The following is a 15,267-nucleotide window of genomic DNA, read 5'->3' as shown; positions in this document are numbered from 1 at the left end:
ACGGGGGAACCCGCACGGTCACCCCTGTGGATACTGAGCGTGTGCGCTGTGGACGCCCAGCTCAGCCCGGCGACGGTCGATCCGGTCCCGGTCAGTTCGTCGGGGTGCCGCGCTCCCGCGCGGTGCAGACCTGCCCGGAGGTGGCGAAGCTGTCGGTGGCGTAGACGGCCAACACCGTGAAGCAGTAGTCCACCCTGGAGTTCAACCCGTTGATCGTGTGGCTGGTCCGCCCGGGGTCCACGGTGGCCATCACCCCCAGCGCCTGCCCGGCCCGACCGCCGGCGACCATGAACGGCACCGCACCGCCGGACGGGTCCGTCCAGGTCAGCGTGATCGTGACCGTGTCGTCCCGCAGCTTCAGGTCGCCCGGCGGAGGCCCGGCTGCCGTCGGCGCTGTCGCCGTCGGCGCGGTCCCGGTCCCGGTCGGTGGCGGCGGGTCGTCGCGGGTCAGCACCACCGCACCCAGACCGGCCGCCGCGACCACGGCCACCCCGGCCGCCACCACCGCGCCGATCAGCGTCGCCCGGCTCCGGCCCGCCGAGCCACCCTCGTCGGCGTACGCCGGCCGATACCCGCCCTGACCCGGGTGGTACTGCTGGCCCGGATACACCGCCTGGCCCGGGTGGTACTGCTGGCCCGGGTACGGCTCGTGGGATGGATAGGGCTCCGAGGCCGGTCGGGGCGCGGGGTAGATCGGGGCTGGTTCGGCAGGTGACGCGAACGAATCCGGGGCAGACCCTCCGACCGCTGGTGGAGTCGATACCGGTTCTGCGTACGCGGGTGGGCCTGCCTGCCGCGTGGCCGGGTTCGACGGGGCGTTGACCGGCTGGCCCGGGTCACCGTCGGGCCTGCTCGGGGCGAACGCCTGGACGGCCGGGATGACCTCGGTCGGGGCGGAGGCGGCGACGTCCACCTGTTGCGGCGGGATGTCCGGCTTCACCTCTCCGTCGGTCCCGTCCGTGTCCATCCCGGAGCGGCCCACCCGTTCGCCGTCGGCCGTGGGCACCGGTTGCGGCGGCGCGGTGCGGCTCCACGGCGGCGCGGTCAACCCCCATGGCGGTACGGGTGGCGCGCTCACCGGGGGCGCCGAGACAGGGTGACCGTAGCCGGGGGGCCCCGACACCGGGTAGGGCTGACCCGGCGGTCCGGACACGGGATAGGGGTGGCCCGCACCGGAGACTGGCTGGCCGTAGCCGGGCGGCCCGGAGACCGGGTACCCGGGTGGTGCGGAAACGGGTTGCCCGTAGCCGGGCGGCCCGGACACCGGATAGGGCTGAGCAGGCGCTGCCGACACAGGCTGGGCCGGTGGCCAGGAGACCAGGTGGGCCTGGCCGGGTGGTGCGGAGACGGGCTGGGCATGGCTCGGCGGTCCGCTCACCGGTGCGGCCGGGGCTGTGCTGGCTGACCCGCTCGCGTCGGTCCGGTTGGCCGCGACGCGAGCGGCCTCCTCGGCCAGCAGCGGTTCGATCTGGCGTACCTGGATCGTCGGGTTGTCCCAGCGGGGCACCGGCTCCTGGGGCACCGCCGGGGCGGGTGGCGCCGCGGCCGACACCTGGGCGGAGGACGGTGGCGGCGGGGACGGCGCGTCCACCGGCGGGCGGGTCGGTTGGTCGCCTGTCCGCTGACGCGGCGGCATCGCCGAGGCGGACGGCTGCCGAGGTGGCGGCTGCTGGCCGACCTGGTGCGCCGGCTTCGTCGGCTGGCCGTCGGCCGGTGGCCGGGGTGCTGGATCCGCCGTCGGCCAGGGCTGCTGCGCCGGGGTACGCGGGCGCGCCGGCACGGCAGGTGCGAGGGTCGCGGGCGGCGTACCGGCCTGCGGTGGCGCGACGGGGTTCGGTGCCGGTCGCGCCTCCGGCGAGATCCTCGGGGCGGGAGCCGCCACCGGCGGTCGGCTGGCGCTGCCGGGCGTGGCGGGCTCGCGTACCACCGGTGGGGTTGGCTGGTGCGTCGCCGGTGTCTGCGGCGGAGCCCACGGCGACGCGGCCGCTGGTGGGCCGCCCGCTGCCGGACGCATCGCGGCCAGGGTCGCCAGAGACAGCGTCGGGCCGGACAGCGCCGACCGGACGCCGGGATCGGTCGGCGCGGTGGCCGACTGTGGCGTCGGCGGCGAGTCGTACGGCTCGGCGCGCCCAGGTGCGGCGTCGCCGAGGTAGTGGCGGGCGGCGTGTACCGCCGGGTGGTGTTCCCCGAGCACGGCGGGCCCGGCGGTGGCGACGCGGGTGTAGTTGCGGCGGGCCTCGTGCCGGTTGCCCAGCTCCTCGGCGACCTCGGCGAGCTCGAAGGCGAGCGCGAGCATCACCGGGTCGGAGTGTTCCCAGCGCCGCTCACCCGCCGCGAACGCCTCCTCCAGCACCCGGCGTGCTGCGAGCGGATCGTCCGCCTCCCGGTGCAGGCGGGCCAGCAGGTGTGCGGTGTGCAGCACCTCGGGGTGGTCCTCGCCGTACGGCGGGCTGGCGGAGCCGACGGCCTCCGCCAGCAGTTGCCGGGCGGCGCTGAGGTCGCCCGCGGTACGCAGGGCGAGAGCCCGGTGCTGGGCGGCTGCCAGGGGAGAGGGATGGGGCACGGTGGCAATGCTGCCGCCACAGGGCTGCCGGACGCTACCCGGACACGCCCTGGGTGGTGCTTCCGCGACGGCTGGCGAGGCGGTCTGAGCAGCGGTGGGAACGCCTCGACGGAGGGGGCGGAAGGCGATGTGCATGATCCACGGGTGCCGTGTACAGTAACTCCCCGTGGCCCGCCGGGCCGACATCGGGTGTGAAGATCATCCGGGTCGGCGAGGTAGGCTGAACGAGCAGGTCCGGGTGGCGGAATGGCAGACGCGCTAGCTTGAGGTGCTAGTGCCCGTATAGGGCGTGGGGGTTCAAGTCCCCCCTCGGACACAAACCATTACCCCACGGTGCGCGCTGAGATCCACTTCAGCGCGCACCGTTTGCGTTTCAGGCTGGTAATTCAGCCGGAGACCGAGTTGCCGGTAGACTTCGGCCTTGTCGGCTGGGTCGGCGTCGCGGAGCACGGTGGTGATGTCGCCGAGCGCGGTCACCAGGGCCATGATTTCTGGTCGGCTCATCCGGCGCGGGGTGGTGCCCGCGATTGTGCGTAGATCTGCTTCCGCGCGGGCGCGTTCGGCCTGGGTCTGCGCGATCCAACCGGTGACCACGGCTGGGTCGGCACCAGCGTCGAGGGCGGCGCGGTAGCGCTCCAGCTTGGCGTCGCACTCGGTGATGATCGTCTGGGCTGCTGTGCCCGTTGCGGGCGGTTGATCTAGGGGTTGGGCGTCGGCCATCGCGGTGATCGTTTGTTCGATGCGGTGGGGCGCGAAGGCGGAGGCCAGCCAGGTGTCGAGCGGGTCGGTGAGGGCGTCCTCGCGCAGGTACACGTTGCGGGGGTGTGGGACCTGGTTGGCGAGGGCGTATTCCTGGGGGAAGCGGCAGCGGTAGTAGGCGTCGCCGTGGTTGTGCTGGCCCTGCATGCGTCGGTCGCAGGCGGCGCAGTAGATCATGCCCCGGAAGACGTACGGGTTGCGGGTGCTCTGCCGGACGTGTTGTCCGCCGGTTCCCCGTCCGCGTCGTTGCAGTATCGCTTGGGCCTGCTCGAAGGTCGCGTCGTCGATGAGTGGCTCATGGGTGATGTCCTTGGAGACCACCCATTTGTCGCGGGCGTTCCAGCGCATGACGCCGGTGTGACCCATTGCCACGTCGTCGACGTCGAGCAGTACTTCGTCCGTGCGTTGCTTGTTCCACACCTGCCGCCCTGTGTAGCGGGGGTTGGTGAGGATGACGCGGACGGCGCTCTTGGACCAGGCGATGCCGCTGCGGTGCCGGTTGCGGGCGCGGTCGTGGGCTGATGGGCAGGGCACGTGATTTGCGGTGAGACCCTCGGCGATGGCGAACATGCCAATACCGGCAAGGAACTCGGTGAAGATCTGCCGGACGATCGGCGCGGTCTGCTCGTCAGGAATGAGCCCCTTGAGGTGTTTGCCGTCGGCGGCCTTGGCAGGGTTGGGGTGGGGTCCGAGGTCGCGGAGTGTGTAGCCGTAGGGCGGGCGTCCGCCGAGGTATCGGCCCTCGAGGAGGGTCTGGGCAGCCATGGCGGTGCGGACGCGGAGTTTGATCCGGTTGCGTTCGCCCTTGCTCATGCCGCCGAAGACGGACATGACCAGTTCGTGGGCCTCGTTGTCGGGGTCGATCGGGCCGCCGATCTCGGGCACCCAAAGTTCGACGCCGTAGTGGGCGAACAGCGGCACAGTAAGACCGAACTGATTGCCGTAAAAGGCGCGGTGGGGTTCGCCGACCACGACGGCGGAGAACCCGCGCCGTGGATCGCGCAGCGCCGCGAGAAGGAGACTGGCCTGGACCCTGCGTTGCCAGGGGAGGGAGCGGCTCTGGCCGACGTCGAAATATTCCGTGACGACGCGTCCACTGTGGGGCAGGATGAGTGTGGTTGCCCGGGTGAGTTGCCAGCTCCGGGACGATTCGGGGTCCTGGTTGTCCTCCGTCGACACACGGCCGTAGAAGGCGAAGGGTTTCGGTTGAGGGGTGGTCATCGGTTCTCCTGGTTCGAGTTATCCGTGCGGCTGTCGTTCACGTGCCTGAGTAGCTTCAGTAGGGCGGCAGCGGCGCCGGGGTGCAGCTCGGGTGGCTGAACGGGCGCCGCCACGCTGTTGACCCCGGACGTTGCGCCGCCGTCGACGGTCTCGACCGTCCATGAACCGCTGTCTTCGCTGGGCTGGTCAAGTCGCTCGTCGGAGGGCGCGGTCGAATTCGGCTCTTTGCGTTGTTGAGATTGATGGCCGGGCGTCAGCGTCATGCGCCTCCGTCCGGCGGTCGCCCCGGCCGAGACCTGCGGCGGTGGGCGTGCATTGTTCGCTCCTTGGCCGCAGTCACCTCGATGTGACAGGGGACGGCCCGTAGGGCGATGCCAGCATCGGCTTTGTGGGTGGGCGGGATCGTGGCGCTGTAGCTTGATGCGCCGGTGACTCGCGCCGTGGCAGGTGGGTGGGTTGTCATGGGAGATGTCCTTCGGAAGTTGGTCGTGTACCGGTTGCTCCGGCGGGCATGAAGAAGCGGCCGGTGCCGTCGGGCATCGGCCGCTCGTTGAGTAGTGCGGGCGTTTCGTCTGTGCGGTTGTCAGGCCGGTTGGCAGTCTCTTAGATGGGGCAAGCGCACGATGGCGCGGCTTACTGCGCGTCCGGGTGGCCCAGTATTGCTGTGAAGAGCGCTTCGTTCACCGCAGAGTGCTCCGCGGTTCTGAGCAGTGGTCGACGGCGCTCGGGCTGGTAGGGGAGTTTGCGCAGGCCAAGACGGTAAGGAGCCTTGGTTGGCCCCGCCTTGCAACTGGGAACAGATTGGGTGCAGGTTGGCGAAGAGGCCACCGCGCTCGAAGTGTTCATCGACGCTGGACAGAGACGAGGGCTTGAACTGCGGTGATGAGGTCAAGCGGTGCGGCGTAACCTCCCAGCGACGTGCGAAGTGGTCATTTCTCGCTGCTCCCAACATGCCTAGCGCAGCCCGGCATGTCGGGCCGCCGAGCCATGGCCCAGATCAAACGAGCGACCCCCGGCCGGGACTACTACCAGCGCAAACGAGCCGCAGGCAACATCCACAAGGAGGCCGTGCGCTGCCTGACCGGCGCCTGTCCGACGTCGTCTACCGCACCATGATCAAAGACACGGAGACCTCTCTGCTGCCAACGCCTTGACAAAGAGAGGTGCCGTTAGATCCACCTCCCAGAGCGTCAGGTACGGGTCTAGCCCTGTCGGGTACGCCGACGGACGGCGTCGGCCAGTTCCACCTGCTTGCCGGGGGGAGGCACCAGTTGCTGCACGCCGCCGGGGCGGTCACCGCCGAGGTCGAGGGGTCCGGTTGGCCAGGTAGAACAGGTAGGCAGCCTCGCGTCGTCGCGTCGCTCTGTCAGCCAAGTTGGGGAGAAGCCCACCGACTGCGCTGAGGACACCACCGACGATGGCGGCGGTACCGCCCGCCGCACCCAGCGCGATGGCTCCGAGTCCTGCGAGGGTGGGGGCAATGACTTTCCAGCGGCGCTCGGTGCGGACGGCGTGTTGAAGTTTTCGGCTTGCGTGGGCGAGTTCGTCGCCGAGCCCGGTGAGGACGTCAGCTCCGGTGCCGAGGTCACGGGCTCCGCGCAGAGCGTTGCGGACCTTCTGGCGAAGATCCTCGACGGCTTCTTCTTCAGCGGCAGCGCGTGCCAGGGTGGCGGGATCGGCGCCGGGCAGGATGGGGATGTCAGCCCAGACCGCGGAGTGAATCGGCTGATCGGGCAGTGCACCCTTGCGGGCAAGGAGCCGAGCCCGGAAGGGTGAGGTGGTGAGGTAATCGGCGGCGAAGACCTTACCGGCGATGAGTCGTTCGTTGGCGTGCCTGAGGTATTCGCCAACGGCCTTGTCTAGGTTCTGCTGTTTCCAGGGTTCGTAGTCGTGGGCGGGGTCGTATGCGGCGAGGAGCCTCGCCGTAAACACACCCCTGCGGTCGGGCTGCTCGTCGAGGACTAGACGCCGGGACAGAAGCCACATCTGCGGTGAGTCGAAGTCATCGATCGCGCTGATGAACATGGCTTCGCGGGCGGTGGGGCCTTCGACGATGAGTTGGCTGCGAACCCAGTCCGTGAGATCGCGGCGCCGCAGGTCGCGTTGGGTCATCGCGTCGACGGCACCGGCTCGCGCGGCGATGCCGAGCGCTTCGGGGACGGGCACGACGATGCCGGCTTCGATGAGCGGACGCAGGCGGCGCTGTTCAGCAATCGCATCACGGACCGCGTCGTCGTCCTGGTCGGCGATGAGGGCGGCGAAGACCCGGTCGGGGACGCAGACATGATCGGCGAACAGCAGAGTTTGACCCACGAACCGGTCAGCATCGACCTCGTCGTTCCAGAGGATCGTCGGCGGAGGGTCGGGCTGAAGGCTTAGCTCAGCAAGGGCTTGAGAAACAGCAACAGCGATATCAGCGACGCCATCGGCGAGGGCATCGCGGTCGTGCGCCGTGTGATCGAAAACCTCGAAGCGGTGTTTACCGAGAACCGGTAGCGGTTGCGTGGTGAACCTGGGTGCGTCGAGGAGCACCTGAACAGCGGCATCGATGTCGATAGGGCGGCTCTGGGGACGCCCGAGCGGCAGGACCAGGGGGACGCCTGCGCCCGGTTGCCGCAGGGCGCCGCGAGCCATCGAGGTGGTCGGTGACAGCCAGACGCGGTCTTCGTCGTCGGGGTGGACGATCGGTTGACCGGGTGCGGACGGAGGGTGTTGCCATCCGTGGCAGGCCTTGTACTTGCGGGGTGCACCGCACCAGCAGGGGTCATTGCGCCCGAAGTCTTTGAGCGGATCCATCGAGTTCAGTGTCGCAAAAGAGGTCAAGCTTGAGACTCGGTACCGAGATCTACGCCTTGCTGTTGGCCCGGATCTCGACTTCGAGACCTCTTCAGCAGGGTGCCGAGTCTGGGGCGGACGCGGTGGATAAGTAGGGCGGGGACGGTGTTGCAAGACAAACCTCGACGTCGTAGACCGCTTGTCGGCGCAGCCGGGTTCCCACAAGTCAGCCCGCGGTGAGCCACCAGGGTTCAACCGGTGGCGGGGTGTCGACGTCCATGTGTTGTCCCGGCAGCGGGATGGCGAGGCGGACATTGTTGTACTTGGCGGTTTGCCAGGTGCGCTCGGGGGTTCGGCCCGGTCTACGCCGTCGCCGCTCGGCTGCCTGCCGTTGCCTGTGTGTCGGCGAGACGTCAGACGGATAGTTGCCGGCAGGTGGCGGAGTACGGCTCGTGCGTCCGGTGCCGGGATCGGACCTGATGTCCGACGTCCATGATCGGGCTCGCTGCGATCATGGACGTTCGTACTCGTAGGGACGGTCATGTTCGTTTCCAACATCACGATCGGGAACTTTCGGTCGTGCCGGCAGGTCAGCGTCCGGCTGCGGCCCGAGGTCACTGTCCTGGCCGGTGAAAACAACGCGGGCAAGACGACGGTGATCGACAGTCTGCGCCAGCTGACCGATGCTCTCGACGGACGGCGCGGCCCGGCACTGACCGACGGTGACATGTTCGACGGTGCCGGCCCGGACGATCAAGTGCAGCTGCGGGCCGTTCTGTCCGACATCGACCCGGACCATGCCGGCGCCTACCTGTCGGCGTTTCTTCCCGGCGCGACCGCCGACGGCAAACGCTCGGCGGCGTGGGCCTTGACCTACACCCGGCCGCCGCTGGGGCGCCGTCGCGGCACGACGAAGTGGCAGGTCGGCGAGGACAAGGAATCGCCTAGCGAGCCGTCCCTGCGCACCGCGATCCGGCACGTGCACCTGCCCGCGCTGCGCGATGCCGTCCGCGACCTCGGCGTCGCCGGCGGCACCCGGATCCGGGTGATGCTGGAGGCGCTGCTCGGCGGCCAGGACAAGGTCGACGCCTTCGTCGACCGTGCCGCCGGGCACTTCACTGCACTCGCACAGGACGAGGCGGTTCAAGCCGTCGGTTCGGCAGTCAGCGGCTCACTCGGGGCGATCACCTCCGGGGCACACCGTCAGCAGGCCGGTCTCACGGTGACGGATGCCAACCTGGCGTCGATCTCGCGGGCACTGCGGATGCTGCTCGGCGACGCGGAACTGCCGCTGACCGCGTCGATCGACAACTCCGGGCTGGGCTACGCGAACGCGCTGTACATCGCCACCGTCCTGGCCGAACTCGAGACCGCCCGCGAGTCCGACCTGACCCTGCTGCTGATCGAGGAGCCGGAAGCCCATCTGCACCCGCAGTTGCAGACCCTGCTGCTGCGCTACCTCAAACGGCGGGCGGCAGCCTCCCGGCAGCGTATGGGCACTGATCCGTCCCAGCCCGCCGGGCACATCCAGGTCGTGCTGACCACCCACTCACCGGTGCTGTCCGCGGCGGTCAGTGTCGAGGATCTCGTCGTGATGACCCGCGGCCCGCTCACGGAAACCACCGGATGGCAGGCCCAGGCCGTGGCGGTCGCCGACCTGGGCCTCAGGGTCAAGCAGATCAAACAGCTCGACCGGTTCCTCGACGTCACCAAGAACGCGCTGCTCTACGCGGCACGGATCATCCTGGTCGAGGGCCCGTCCGAGGCGCTGCTGCTGCCGGCCCTCGGCGACCTGGTGCTGGCCGCGCCAGCCAGCGCCGACGAACCGCAACTCCAGGCCGCGCAGGAGGCCATGGACCGCTTCCACGGCGCGACAATCGTCCTCGCCGACGGCGTGGGATTCGGCGCCTACCTCAAGGTGCTGCTGACCGCCGTCAACGGTGCCCGGATCGGCCAGCGGATCGCGGTGATCACCGACTCCGACAAGGCGGGGAACGACGAACCGAAGCGGGTCATCGACGCTCGCGCGGAGGCCACACGACTCGGGGCCGGGCCTGAGGTCATCGAGTGGTTCGTCGCACCGCGCACCCTCGAGCCGACCCTCATGTGCCCACAAAACGAGGAACTGCTGCACCAGGCGTTCCTGGAGTGTGCGCCCAGGTCGGAGCACCGGTGGGCGCCGATCGCTGCCGCTCCCGTAGACCAGCGGCCGGAGATGTTTCGGATGTTGTTCATCTCCAGCTACGACAATGCGGCAGCTGAAGGCTCGGCCATCTCCAAGCCGGAGTTCGCTCACGCCCTAGCCGACCTGCTGGTTCCCGGATGCGGGTTCGTCGTGCCCGACAACCTTGCGGACGGTATTCGCTACATCGCCGAGGCTTCCCCTCCGATCTGGCCAACGAGCGCCCAATGACGACGGCGTTCGAGCAGGCGGTCGCGGCGCAGGATCAGGCGATCACCGCGAAGGCGCCGCTGTTCGTCCGAGCCTGCCCCGGCGCCGGGAAAACCTACGTGATCGTCTCCCGGCACCTGCGCGGACCTGCGGTCACGCTGCGCCGCGGGCGGGCGCTGCTGTCGTTCACCCGGGCCGCGGCGACCCAGATGCGTCGCCGCTGCCACCGCGACGGCCGGCCCGACGCAACTGCCTTCCCCCACTACATTGGCACCCTGGACGCCTTCATCTGGGATGCCCTGGTGACACCGAACCTGCCGTCGAACCAGCCGTTGCAACTGATCGACAGCTGGGACCGGGTGCAGGCCGAAGTGAAACTCGACCGGCAGATTCCGCTGAACGGATTCACGTTCGTGCGGGACCCGCGCACCGGCCAGGAGTCCATCCGGCAGGACCTGCTCGCCCAGGAACACACCCTGCTGATCAATGGCAGCAACTACGGGTGGGACCGGTGGGCGCAGGAGGCGTTCACCGTCCGCAACGCCCACTACCAGGACGGATACATCACCGGGCATGAGAGCCGGCTGCTGGCGCTGAAGTACCTCGCCGACGGGGAGAGCGTCACCGGTCCGCTGCGCTCACGGTTCGCCGAGATCGTCGTTGACGAGGCGCAGGACTGCTCGGTGACCGACCTGGAAATCATGACGGCACTGCACCGCGTCGGGATCCCGCTGGTCATCGTCGCCGACCCAGACCAGATGATCTACAACTGGCGCAACGCCGAACTCGGGGTACTGCGGCCTCTGGCGGCCGAGCTCGGGCAGACCGTCGAGCTCGCTGGGAACTGGCGCAGCTCCCGGACGGTCTGCCAGGCCGCCGCGACCCTGCGCTCCGGTGCCCGCCCGCCGGACTCCGCGGTCCGGCCGCCGCAGCTCGAGCCGCCGTTGATCCTGCTGCCGACCCGGTTCCCGAGAGGCGGCACAGCGAAGCACGTCCAGAGCGGTCGGCCAGTCATCGACGTGTTCCTCGATCACGCCCAGGCGAACGGCATCGAGGCAGCGGACTGCCTGATCACCGCGCACAGCCGGACCTACCTGCCCACCAAGAACCGGCGCCCGTCCGGGAACAAAGCCACCATGCTTGCCCACGCCCGGCACGTTGTGCGTTCCGGGACCGCTGACGAGGCCCTCGTCGATGACGCATGCCGGCTCGCCGCCAGGATGCTGCTGCGGTACTGGTACCCGGACACTCCCGCCCGCGGCAGTGTCGAAGCACGCTGCACTGCGGCCGGTGTGGAGTTCACCGGCATCATTCGGCGCGCGTACCGATTCCTGTACGGGTTGCCCGAGCTGCACGCAGGCTGGATCGCCGACGTGAACGCCGAACTCAAGAACGCGCCGCAGCCGCCGGGCGCGCGACCGAGCCGCGGCACCGGCCGGCTCAGCGGTAAATCACCGACGCCACGTGCCGCAGACGCTGCAACGGCGTCGTTTCGCTGCGACAACATTCATCAGGTCAAAGGCGACGAACATCCAGCTGTCATGCTGCTCATACCCGACAACGACGCGAGTAGCCGCTGGATCAACGGCGACCCGGACACCGACGAATCCCTACGCGGCTGGTACGTCGCGGTCACCCGGGCACAGCGCCTGATCACGATCGCCGTTCAGCCCGAACAGATCGAGGCGCTCACCGAGTTTCTGACCGCCCGGCGGGTCGCGACCCTCATCGGATAAGTACTTGCCAGACATGTCGGCGGCACTTCCATCCAGTCCCGATTGGGAGCAGCGCGGCTGGTTCTCTGTTCGGGCCGCCATGGACCTGTCCGGTTGAGTGACTTGATGTGCGGTCCGGAGCGGGCCTGCTGGCTAGTTGAGGAGCTGGGCTGACCGCTGCCGGTGCCGCGCGGCAAGAGGGTGGCCCCGGTTATGGCTCATGGGTTGACTGGTGGCCGTAGGTCCGATGGTTGGCCCATTCGCCGGCCCACATTTCGAGGTCGTGTACCCAGAGTTCGGCGCTCTGCCGGGACTTGACGGCCCACTTCGTTGCGTTCTTTGACGCGAAGTGGTCCAGGACCTGACGGTCAGTCGCTGTCCATGCGGGAAGCTGGGTTAGCCACTTTTCTGCCTGTTCCGCGCTGTGGCCGCTGCCGATCAGCCACTGGACGAGCAGCGCGAGTTCGACCCATGCGGCGGCCTTGGTTGCCCACGCCCAATCGACGATCCGTAGGCCGATTGGCGTCACGATGAAGTTGGCCGGGTTGAGGTCGGAGTGGATAAGTGTCTCGCCATTCATCGCCGGGTGCGCGAACCCGAGCCGGGCTGCCGGGGTGAACCACATCTCGCCAGGCGCAGGCGTCTCTTGAAGTGCTTTGAGCGCGGCGAGGAGCAGATCGATGTGCCTACTGCCGGGTGACAGGTCGGGGTGGGGACCGGCGAGATGTTCGGTCCCCACCACCAGCCAGCCGTCGGATTGGAACTGCCACAGGACCGCGGGCGGGTGCCGGTCGATGGCTTGGGTGGCCGCGAGTTCGTAGCGCAGCGACCGAACGCTCAGCTCGCCGGAGGCAGCCTTGACGAAGTTCCGCCCGGCGGGTCCGGTCACCGTCGAGGCGATCTCGGCGTGGTTGCCACTGGAAGCCGAGGTGACGTCAAGGTTCCGCCGACCCGTTTGGCGATCCCTGCCGTGACACTCTCCGGCAGGGCGGTCCAGTCGCTACGCATCAGGTCTCTTCTCTGCTGCGTGCCCGGCTGATGTGGATTCGGCGGACAGCAGGACTTGGCCTCGCCGCCCCAGAATTCCATGTCGCCCCGGTAGCCGGTCCCGTGCAGCGCCGCGAGTGTGTAGGTGACGGCGCTGCCGTCCTGCATGGCCTCGGTCAGGATCGGCCGGTGCTGCACGTAGTGGCCCGCGAACTGTTTGCAGGCGACGGTGTAGGGCTCGCTGATCTGCAGGGCGGTATGCCAGACAGCCGCACACAGCAGCGATGGTGACCACGCCGCCCGACTATCTCAACCAGGCGGGCCGCCGCTGACAAGGCGCGGCGATCGTGAACCTGCTCCCCGATCGGCCGATGCGGCTGCGGGAGCCAGCGCTGGTTCCCCCAAAGCACTGGGCTGGCAGCTCACGATGAGAGGTGGGGGAGTCGTCGTCCTTTCTGTCGACGGTTGGCCTGCGGATCGCATGCTCAGGGAACTGGATGGAGCGGCGCGGGTTCGTTGCCTTGTGGTGGGACTGGCTTTGGTTGGCCAGGGGTGTGATGGCGCGGGTTTCGGCGCATGGTGCTCAGGGTTGGGCCTTCGGGCAGGTTGATGGTCGGTTGTGGCGCGTAGCCGTGACGGATGTGCATGTTCTGGGCGTCGGTGGTGGTGTTGGTCCAGGACAGGAGGTTCACGTGGTCGAGTCGGCTGCGGTGGTGGTTGAGCAAGGCCGTGCCGCGTCCGGAGCGTCTGGCTGTGGGTTGTACGGCAAGGAACGCGAGATGGTAGTGGGGTTCGGTGGGTCGCTCCTTGGCGAGCAGTCGGTCGAGTAGGTCGAAGCGGTCGGCGTGGGGGCCTGCGGCGTCGCTGAGGCGGGTGGGGTAGTTCGCGGGGGGTGGGATGGGCCGGTATCGGTGGAAGCCGACGGTGGCGGCGGTGGCGTCGTCGGTGAGGTAGATGTCGCCGTAGAACATGGCGTGTTCGATCCAGATGGCGAGGACGTCGGTGAGGATCCGGCGCCGTGGGCTTGGGTCAGGGATTAGCCATGTGGCGAGAGGGCTGGGATGGAGGGCGTCGGCGATGAGTGCGGCGACGTGGTCTTTGTCTGCCCAGCGGGCGGCGCGGATGCGCGGGACAGTGTCCATGGCATTTCCCTTGAAGTTGTGGGCGGGGTCAGGAGTTGTCGCTGCTCGTGGTGTGGGTGTGGACGAGGAACAGGTGCTAGTCGTCGACGAAGGCGCCGTTCCGGTCGCTGTCTGCTGGCGGTGTGAGTGCGGCCCTTTCGTAGGCGAGTAGTTCGCCAGTGCTGGGGTTGAGGATCAGCAGGAAGCGGATGTCGTCCGCGGTGGCGCTGACGCCGATGCCGGTTCGGCCTGCCCGGTCGGTCACCGATGGGTGGTAGGTGATTCCGGGGGTGCCGCGTAGGACGGTGAGGATCGCGGTGCGGGCGGCTTGGTTGGAGGTGTGCCAGCCGAGCAGGCTGACGAGGCCGCGGATGACGGCGGTGGGTCCGAGGAATCGAGGTTGCGTGGTGTCGATCTGCGCGGTGAGTGCCGTCGGGTCGGCGGCGATCGGTCCGATGGGTCCGTCCAGCTGGCCGAGGTAGTAGGTGCTGTCGTCGGTGGGCTGGTTGCCGCCGGGGTAGCGGCCGCGGATGACGCGTCCGGAGGCGTCGTCGGCGCGCCAGCGTTGCTCTTCGAACAGCACGGTCCGCGTGGTTGTGCTGGTGCCTCCGATCGTGGTGTCCGTGGCCCACTGGAGTAGATGGACGTAGGCGAGCCCGCCCGGGATGGCATCGCAGCCGGACGGCCCCGCCTCTACCGTCGTGAGGCTCTGCCGCGTCGCAGACGACGCCGACAGACGCGTCGACACCTGGCCGAGTTTCTGTTGGGCACGAGTCTTGAGCTGCGCCGCGGTCAGGGCGGCGGGCGTTGGACACGGTGCCACGGTCGGCCGGGACGCGGCGGTGCTTGGCAGCGAGGGTGTCGATTTCACTGGCCCGGCGGTGCCCGTCCAGGTCGGGATAGCGGTGGCGGCAGCGAGCAGGCCGAGCACACAGGCGGCGGCCATGACCTTCATGGGTCCCCGGCCCACCGGGTGGGGCTTGCCGGTCGGAGGTCGCAGGGGGATTGGTTGGTCACGGTGGGCTTCCTTGCGATAAGCGGACAGGGCTAGCGGTAGGCGGCGGTGGCCAGGTCACCGACGGCGGCGTCTACGGCGGCGGTGATGTCGCGTACCGGCTGGTAGTGCTGCGCGGCGATGGCCTTCAGGCGGCTGGTCATGGCTGGGGTGTCGTCGTCGAGGTAGAGGTGGTGGGTGAGGCCGATGTCGGCGACGAGACCGGCGAGGGCGGCGGTGTGGTCGTTGGGTTGTTCGTGGCCGGCGGCGAGGTAACGCAGGCGGGAGCGGGCGATGACCGCCCATCTGCTGTCGGAGGGCAGATAGGTGTCGGTGCGCATGAGGCCACCGAGGCGCCGTCGGGTGTACTGGCGCAGGATCCCGCCGGCGAACAGGCCGGCGCGGGTGCGGTCGTAGAGGTCGTCGGAGAACCCCCGTAGCCATCGTCGCAGCAGCGGGTGGGCGCCACGGATGGTGGCGGCTGCGGCGTCGGCGATCAGGTCCCCGGTCGGGCGGTCGACGTGCGGGTGTATCCGTTGGTGTCCTGCTGCGCGGGTGTCGTCATTCGGGTCGAGGGTCACCCGCCCGGCCAGGTACAGGTCGATCAGGACTGCGCCCGCGAGTCCGAGGGCGAGGGTCTGCTGGTGCACGTGGGGGTGACCGGTGTCGTCGTCGTGGCCGAGGAGGAACAGGTCATCGCGCAGCGGCAGGCGCGGGATCGACGCGGGCATCGGCGGATT

General features: G+C 69.0%; 10 protein-coding genes and 1 tRNA gene. 3 read left to right on the top strand and 8 right to left on the bottom strand.

Features of this window, described 5'->3' with window-relative positions; translation table 11 throughout:
* Positions 1–91: 91 nt before the first annotated feature.
* Complete coding sequence (locus M8C17_RS21210) at positions 92–2,563, bottom strand: tetratricopeptide repeat protein (RefSeq protein WP_252418266.1); 2,472 nt, start codon at positions 2,561–2,563, stop codon at positions 92–94.
* A 232-nt stretch (positions 2,564–2,795) separates the two neighbouring features.
* On the opposite strand from M8C17_RS21210, the gene M8C17_RS21205 reads away from it, so the two are divergent.
* A tRNA-Leu gene (locus M8C17_RS21205) sits at positions 2,796–2,879 on the top strand.
* Here M8C17_RS21205 and M8C17_RS21200 read toward each other — a convergent pair.
* From M8C17_RS21200 to M8C17_RS21190, 3 genes are all read right to left on the bottom strand, one after another.
* Positions 2,861–4,543 carry a recombinase family protein gene (locus M8C17_RS21200; protein ID WP_252418265.1) on the bottom strand — a complete coding sequence of 561 codons (1,683 nt, stop codon included), beginning with the start codon at positions 4,541–4,543 and terminating at the stop codon, positions 2,861–2,863. The genes M8C17_RS21205 and M8C17_RS21200 overlap by 19 nt on opposite strands.
* On the bottom strand, positions 4,540–4,806 hold the full coding sequence (locus tag M8C17_RS21195; RefSeq protein WP_252418264.1) for a hypothetical protein: 267 nt from the start codon (positions 4,804–4,806) through the stop codon (positions 4,540–4,542). The genes M8C17_RS21200 and M8C17_RS21195 overlap by 4 nt, the downstream gene beginning before the upstream one ends.
* Before the next feature lie 1,030 nt (positions 4,807–5,836).
* Positions 5,837–7,339: an SEC-C domain-containing protein gene (locus M8C17_RS21190; RefSeq protein WP_252418263.1), complete on the bottom strand. Its 1,503-nt coding sequence runs from the start codon at positions 7,337–7,339 to the stop codon at positions 5,837–5,839.
* A 520-nt stretch (positions 7,340–7,859) separates the two neighbouring features.
* Here M8C17_RS21190 and M8C17_RS21185 point away from each other — a divergent pair.
* Positions 7,860–9,731 carry an ATP-dependent endonuclease gene (locus M8C17_RS21185; protein WP_252418262.1) on the top strand — a complete coding sequence of 624 codons (1,872 nt, stop codon included), beginning with the start codon at positions 7,860–7,862 and terminating at the stop codon, positions 9,729–9,731.
* Entirely contained in the window at positions 9,641–11,446 is a 1,806-nt protein-coding gene (locus tag M8C17_RS21180) for a UvrD-helicase domain-containing protein (protein WP_252418261.1), read from the top strand. Before M8C17_RS21185 ends, M8C17_RS21180 begins: the two co-directional genes overlap by 91 nt.
* A 190-nt stretch (positions 11,447–11,636) precedes the next feature.
* On the opposite strand, the gene M8C17_RS21175 is transcribed toward M8C17_RS21180, so the two are convergent.
* The 4 genes from M8C17_RS21175 to M8C17_RS21160 form a co-directional block, all read right to left on the bottom strand.
* Positions 11,637–12,314, bottom strand: coding sequence for an aminoglycoside phosphotransferase (locus tag M8C17_RS21175; RefSeq protein WP_252418260.1), 678 nt, complete (start codon positions 12,312–12,314; stop codon positions 11,637–11,639).
* Positions 12,315–12,897: 583 nt separating this feature from the next.
* The gene (locus M8C17_RS21170) at positions 12,898–13,554 is read right to left on the bottom strand and encodes a GNAT family N-acetyltransferase (RefSeq protein WP_252418259.1); all 657 of its coding nucleotides are present in this window, start codon (positions 13,552–13,554) and stop codon (positions 12,898–12,900) included.
* A gap of 76 nt (positions 13,555–13,630) precedes the next feature.
* Positions 13,631–14,464 carry a hypothetical protein gene (locus M8C17_RS21165; protein WP_252418258.1) on the bottom strand — a complete coding sequence of 278 codons (834 nt, stop codon included), beginning with the start codon at positions 14,462–14,464 and terminating at the stop codon, positions 13,631–13,633.
* 116 nt (positions 14,465–14,580) lie between these two features.
* Positions 14,581–15,258: a GPP34 family phosphoprotein gene (locus tag M8C17_RS21160; protein ID WP_252418257.1), complete on the bottom strand. Its 678-nt coding sequence runs from the start codon at positions 15,256–15,258 to the stop codon at positions 14,581–14,583.
* Positions 15,259–15,267: the final 9 nt, after the last annotated feature.

This window comes from Micromonospora sp. RHAY321 (genome assembly GCF_023896955.1).
In the GTDB taxonomy this organism is placed as follows: Bacteria; Actinomycetota; Actinomycetes; order Mycobacteriales; family Micromonosporaceae; genus Micromonospora.
Note: the sequence above shows the minus strand (reverse complement) of the source record. Positions and strands in the feature narration are given on the sequence as shown.